5 protein-coding genes and 1 pseudogene are annotated in these 5,157 nt (G+C 73.9%); all 6 read left to right on the top strand.

The features are described from left to right. A partial coding sequence (locus DLJ59_RS01970; RefSeq protein ID WP_124770808.1) for a potassium/proton antiporter occupies nucleotides 1–920 on the top strand: 920 nt, incomplete at its 5' end. 226 nt (nucleotides 921–1,146) lie between these two features. Beyond that, nucleotides 1,147–1,566, top strand: coding sequence for a TraR/DksA family transcriptional regulator (locus DLJ59_RS01965; RefSeq protein ID WP_124770807.1), 420 nt, complete (start codon nucleotides 1,147–1,149; stop codon nucleotides 1,564–1,566). 64 nt (nucleotides 1,567–1,630) lie between these two features. Then, a complete protein-coding gene (gene lspA, locus DLJ59_RS01960) occupies nucleotides 1,631–2,245 on the top strand; it encodes a signal peptidase II (protein ID WP_124770806.1) in 615 nt (204 codons plus the stop codon). Beyond that, nucleotides 2,242–3,186, top strand: a complete 945-nt coding sequence (locus DLJ59_RS01955) for an RluA family pseudouridine synthase (protein ID WP_124770805.1) — start codon at nucleotides 2,242–2,244, stop codon at nucleotides 3,184–3,186. The genes lspA and DLJ59_RS01955 overlap by 4 nt, the downstream gene beginning before the upstream one ends. 42 nt (nucleotides 3,187–3,228) lie before the next feature. Beyond that, the gene (locus DLJ59_RS01950; protein ID WP_124770804.1) at nucleotides 3,229–4,260 is read left to right on the top strand and encodes a hypothetical protein; all 1,032 of its coding nucleotides are present in this window, start codon (nucleotides 3,229–3,231) and stop codon (nucleotides 4,258–4,260) included. A 74-nt stretch (nucleotides 4,261–4,334) separates the two neighbouring features. Beyond that, nucleotides 4,335–5,157: pseudogene (locus DLJ59_RS01945) on the top strand (ATPase); the annotation flags it as partial.

Genomic DNA, 5,157 nt, shown 5'->3' with positions numbered 1-5,157 from the left:
GAGACAGTGGGGTGGCGGCGGGCGTCGCCGGCACCTGGGCGCTGCGCCGGGCGGCGCTGCCGTCGGCCGGGCTCTACCCGATCGCCGCGGTGGGCATCACCGTGCTGGCGTACGCCGCCGGGGCGGTTCTGCACGCCGCGGGTTTCCTCGCCGTGTATGTGGCCGGGGTGCTGCTGGGCAACGCCCGGCTGTCGCACCGGCAGGCGATTCTCGGCTTCGCGGACGGGCTGGCCTGGCTCGCCCAGATCGGGTTGTTCGTGCTGCTCGGGTTGCTGGCCTCGCCGGGTCGGCTGGGCGCGGCGGTGCTGCCCGCGGTGGTCGCCGGGCTGGCTCTGGTGCTGCTGGCCCGGCCGCTGTCGGTGGCCGTCTCGGCGTTGCCGTTCGGGGTCGGCCTTCGAGAACAGGCGTTCCTGTCCTGGGCCGGGCTACGCGGGGCGGTGCCGATCGTGCTGGCCACCATTCCGCTCTCCGAGCGGGTGCCCGGCGCGGAGCGGCTCTTCGACGTGGTCTTCGTGCTGGTGGTGATCTTCACGCTGGTGCAGACCGGGACGCTGGGGCCGTTCGCCCGCCGGTTGCGGGTGACCGCGCCGGCCGAGGCCGCCGAGATCCACGTGGAGACCGCCCCGCTGGAGCGGATGCGGGCGGACCTGCTCCAGGTGGAGGTGCCGCCGGGTTCGCGACTGGCGGGCGTGCACGTCGACGAGCTGCGGCTCCCGTTGGGCGCGTCGGTGACCCTGGTGCTGCGCGACGGGGTGGGCTTCGTGCCCGCACCGGACACCCGGTTGAAGACGGGCGACAGTCTGCTGATCGTGGCGACCGCCGGGGTGCGCGACGCCGCGGAGCGGCGGTTGCGGGCGGTCAGTCGGCGGGGTCACCTGGCCCGATGGTTTGGTGAGTACGGGGATGAGGTGGTCAATTGATCTGCTAGCGTTCCCTTTGCCCCGGTTTGGCAGAGCTAGGGGCTGTTAGACGGTGCGACGGTGCGGCACGTTGTCGGACGCCTGTACGTTCCGTATTCTTGCCAACCTCCGGAGTGCGCGGCCATCGTCGCCGTGCGCCCCTTTTCGTACATAGGGGACGCCTTGGTCGGCGCCCCCTGACCCAGGCGCCGCGGACCGCGCGGTTCCCCGGCCGAGGGAGCGACCCATGGCGAAGCCAGCCGACACCAGGACCGCCGGGCGCAAGCCGGTGGCCAAGGCCACCCGCAGCACGGCGGAGACCGAGAAGATCCGGGCGGCGCTGGCGGCGCGGCGGGACGAGCTTCGTGCCGAGTACGATCAGACGCTGAGTGAGATCACCGAGCTGCAGCGCGATCGGCTGACCGACTCGGCCGGGGACGACCAGGCCGACACGGGCACCAAGACGCTCGAGCGGGAGCAGGAGATCTCTCTCGCCAACAGCATTCTGGAACGGATCACGCAGGTGGAGCGCGCTCTGGAGCGCCTCGACGAGGGTGGTTACGGCTGGTGCGAGCGGTGCGGCAACCCGATCCCGGTCGAGCGCCTCGCCGCCTTCCCGTCGGCCACCCAGTGTGTGACGTGCAAGCAGCTGGAGGAGCGGCGCTGAGGACCGCTCCCCGGCGGCGATGAGACGGTGAGCGATCACCGCCAAGACTGTCGATGGGGAGCGCATGACCGCAGCACCGTCCGCCGAACCCGGCCGCACCGATCCGGGCGGCGGCACACGCCGGCCCCGGGCCGTCGCGATTCTCGCCGGAGTCGCCCTGGTGGCCCTGCTGGCCGACCTGGTCACCAAGCACCTCGCGCTGGCCGCGCTGACCGACCGGGAGCCGGTCCGGCTGCTCGGCGGGTTCGTCTACCTGAGCCTGACCCGCAACAGTGGCGCGGCCTGGAGCATCGGCGCCGACCACACGTGGGTCTTCCCACTGATCACCATCGGGGTGGTCGGCTGGATCGTCTGGATGGCACTGCGCCTGCGCTCGCTGCCCTGGGCGATCTCCCTCGGCCTGGTGCTGGGTGGCGCGTTGGGCAACCTCGTCGACCGGATCTTCCGGGCGCCGTCCCCCTTCCACGGGCACGTCGTCGACATGATCAGCCTCTTCGACCCGTACGGTCAGGTCTGGCCGGTGTTCAACCTGGCCGACAGTTCGCTGGTCTGCGGCGTGCTGCTGGCCGTCCTGTTGGAGCTGACCGGCCGGCAGCGTGACGGTCGGCGGGCGGGGCGCGACCGCGACCCGGCCACGACGGACGCCGCGTCGGGCGCCGAGCAGCGGGAGCGGGCATGACCTCCGCCTTCGCCGCTGGCGGCGACCACCGTTCCCTTCCGGTTCCGGACGGCCTCGACGGCATGCGCCTGGACCAGGCCGTGTCCCGCCTGTTCGGGCTTTCCCGCACCGCAGCCGCAGCCCTGGTCGACGCCGGAGACGCGCTGGTCGACGGTGCCGCCCGACCCAACTCGCACAAGGTCAAGGCCGGCTCGTGGCTGGAAGTCACGCTGCCCGCCCCGGTCGCACCGCCGACCGTGGTCCCGCAGGCGGTGCCCGGCCTGCGGGTGGTCTACGCCGACGACGACATCGTCGTGGTCGACAAGCCGGTGGGGGTGGCCGCGCACCCCAGCCCCGGGTGGACCGGGCCGACGGTGATCGGCGCGCTCGCCGCGATCGGGCACCGCATCTCCACCAGCGGCGCCGCCGAGCGGCAGGGAGTGGTGCACCGGCTCGACGTGGGCACCACCGGGATCATGGTGGTGGCCAAGAGCGAGCAGGCGTACACCGCTTTGAAGCGGGCCTTCAAGTACCGCGAGGTCGACAAGGGCTACCACGCTGTGGTGCAGGGTCATCTGGACCCGCTGCGGGGCACCGTCGACGCGCCGATCGACCGGCACCCCACCCACGACTACCGGTGGGCGGTGGTCTCCGGCGGCAAGCCGAGCATCACCCACTACGACACCCTGGAGGCGTTCCCGGCCGCGAGTCTGGTCGACGTGCGGTTGGAGACCGGCCGGACCCACCAGATCCGGGTGCACTTCTCCACCCTGCGGCACCCCTGTGTGGGTGACCTCACCTACGGCGCCGATCCCACCCTCTCGGCCCGTCTCGGCCTGGCCCGACAGTGGCTGCACGCCCGCGAACTGAGCTTTTTGCACCCCCGAACGGGGGACGAGGTCCGGTTCGTCAGCGACTACCCTGACGACCTGGACCGTGCGCTCCAGATCCTGCGTGACTGAGCGGCGACCGCCCAACACCGATCCACAGAGGGGATCCCGCCCGTGCGCGCCGGCAACCTGCTGCGGCAACTGGACCAGCGGCTGCTACCGCCGCTGACCCGGGCCGTGGTCCGGCTGGGCGACCGGTCGGCGCGGTCCGGCGTGCTCAGTTGGGCCGCCGTGCTCTCGGCGGCGGCGGTGCTGGGCACCGCCGTCTGGGCCGTCGACGACACTCCGGGCGGCGACCCGACGGTGGGCGAGGTGACCCGGGTCGGCGTTGTCGACGGCGACTCCGTCCCCGCCTACCTGCGGTCGGCCGCGGCCGACCTGGCCGCGCTGCCCGCGTCCGCCCCGGCCGCCGAGAGCGGGACGTACGCGCTGGTCACGCTCGACGCGTACCTGGCTCCGCAGCGGCTCGCGACGGTGCTCGGCGACGTCGGGGTCTCGACCGTCTTCGGGCGGGTCCCGCTGCCCGGCCGGCAGACCGAGATCGTCAAGATCCCCGCGCTGCGGGTGCCCGACGACGTGGTCGCCGGAATGCGGCAGGTGGCGACCCGCAAGGAGACCGAGGCCGCCGACTACCGGGCCAGGGCCGCCGCGGTCGTCGGCGACGGGGCCGGCGAGCGGGAGCTGCGCGAGCAGTACGCCAGCGGCGCTGAGGTGGCCGCCGCCGAGGCGGCCGCGTACCGCACCGGCTGCGCCTGCGTCTACGCGGCGGTGGTTCGCGCGACGCCGGTGGCGCTGCGCGGCGTCGCGGTCCGGCCGGACGTGCGCGCCGTCGACCCCGCCCCCGAGGTGTACCGGCTGGACCGTACGGTCTTCACGCCGCCCCTGCCCGAGCAGCGCGACGTGGTGCGCCCGCCGGCCGACACCGGGCCGAGCCCCACCCCGACCCGGTCCGAGCGGCCCGCTCCACTGATCAGCACACCGGCGCCCTCGGCCTCCGTGGGCGAATCGTCGGAACCCGCACCAGCCGTGACGGTGCCGTCACCGGAACCGTCGGAGCCGGAGCCCACCGAGTCGACGCCGCCGAGTGTCGCCACCTCGCCGGACGCCACCGTCGCCGAGTCGCCGTCGCCGTCACCGTCGTCGTGATCTGCCCCGGCTGGTGTGCGCTCTGAGGTGTGGTCCGAATAGGGTTGGGTTCGTAGCCTGTCAGACGGAGATCGATGGCGCTGGGAGGACGGGCCGTGGAGGGCAGTGAGACCGGCTGGGGCCGGCCGGCCGAACCAGCGCCGCGGTGGCGCGCGTTGCTGGATCGTGCCCGGTTGGGCGGTCGCGGCGCCGAGCAGACCGAGCCCGAACGGCGCGGCGATGAGCCGCCGCCGGACCCGCTGCCACAGCGTCCGGGTCCCAACGGCTACGCCGGGCGGGCATCCGCCATCGGGCATCCCGCCGACCTGTCGTACGGCGCGGAGCCTGGTTACCGGGCCGAGGGGACCTACCGGGTGGACCCCGCCTACCGGGCGGAGCCCACCTATCGGGCTGAGCCGGACTATCGAGCTGAGCCGGACTATCGGGCTGAGCCGGATTACCGCGGCGCGCCGGCATACCGGGCCGAGCCGAGTTACCGGGCCGAGCCCGACTATCGAGCGGAGCCGGCGTACCGGAGCGAGCAGCCGGGGTACCGCGCCGAACCCGACTACCGCGCCGAGCCGGGCTACCGCGCCGAGCCGGGCTACCGCGCCGAGCCGGGCTACCGCGCCGAGCCGGACTATCGCGCCGAGCCCGGTTACCGGGCCGAGCCGGGCTACCGGGCCGAGCCGGGCTACCGGGCCGAGCCCGAGCCACCGCCACGCGGCACCGACCCGGTCCCGTCGCGCTACGCGTTGCTGGACAACGGCTACCGGTCGGGTGAACCGCCGGCGCAGTCGCGCTACGCCCTGCTGGAGACCGGCTACCAGCCGGAAACCGGCTACCCGGCGGTCGCGCCACCACCCGCGCCGGTCGCCCCACCGCCCGTCGTCGCGGCACCCGCGCCGCCGGTCGCCC

This window comes from Micromonospora inaquosa (genome assembly GCF_003857055.1).
In the GTDB taxonomy this organism is placed as follows: Bacteria; Actinomycetota; Actinomycetes; order Mycobacteriales; family Micromonosporaceae; genus Micromonospora; species Micromonospora inaquosa.
The sequence above is the reverse complement of the archived record's forward strand: the minus strand, read 5'-3'. Positions and strand labels throughout refer to the sequence as shown.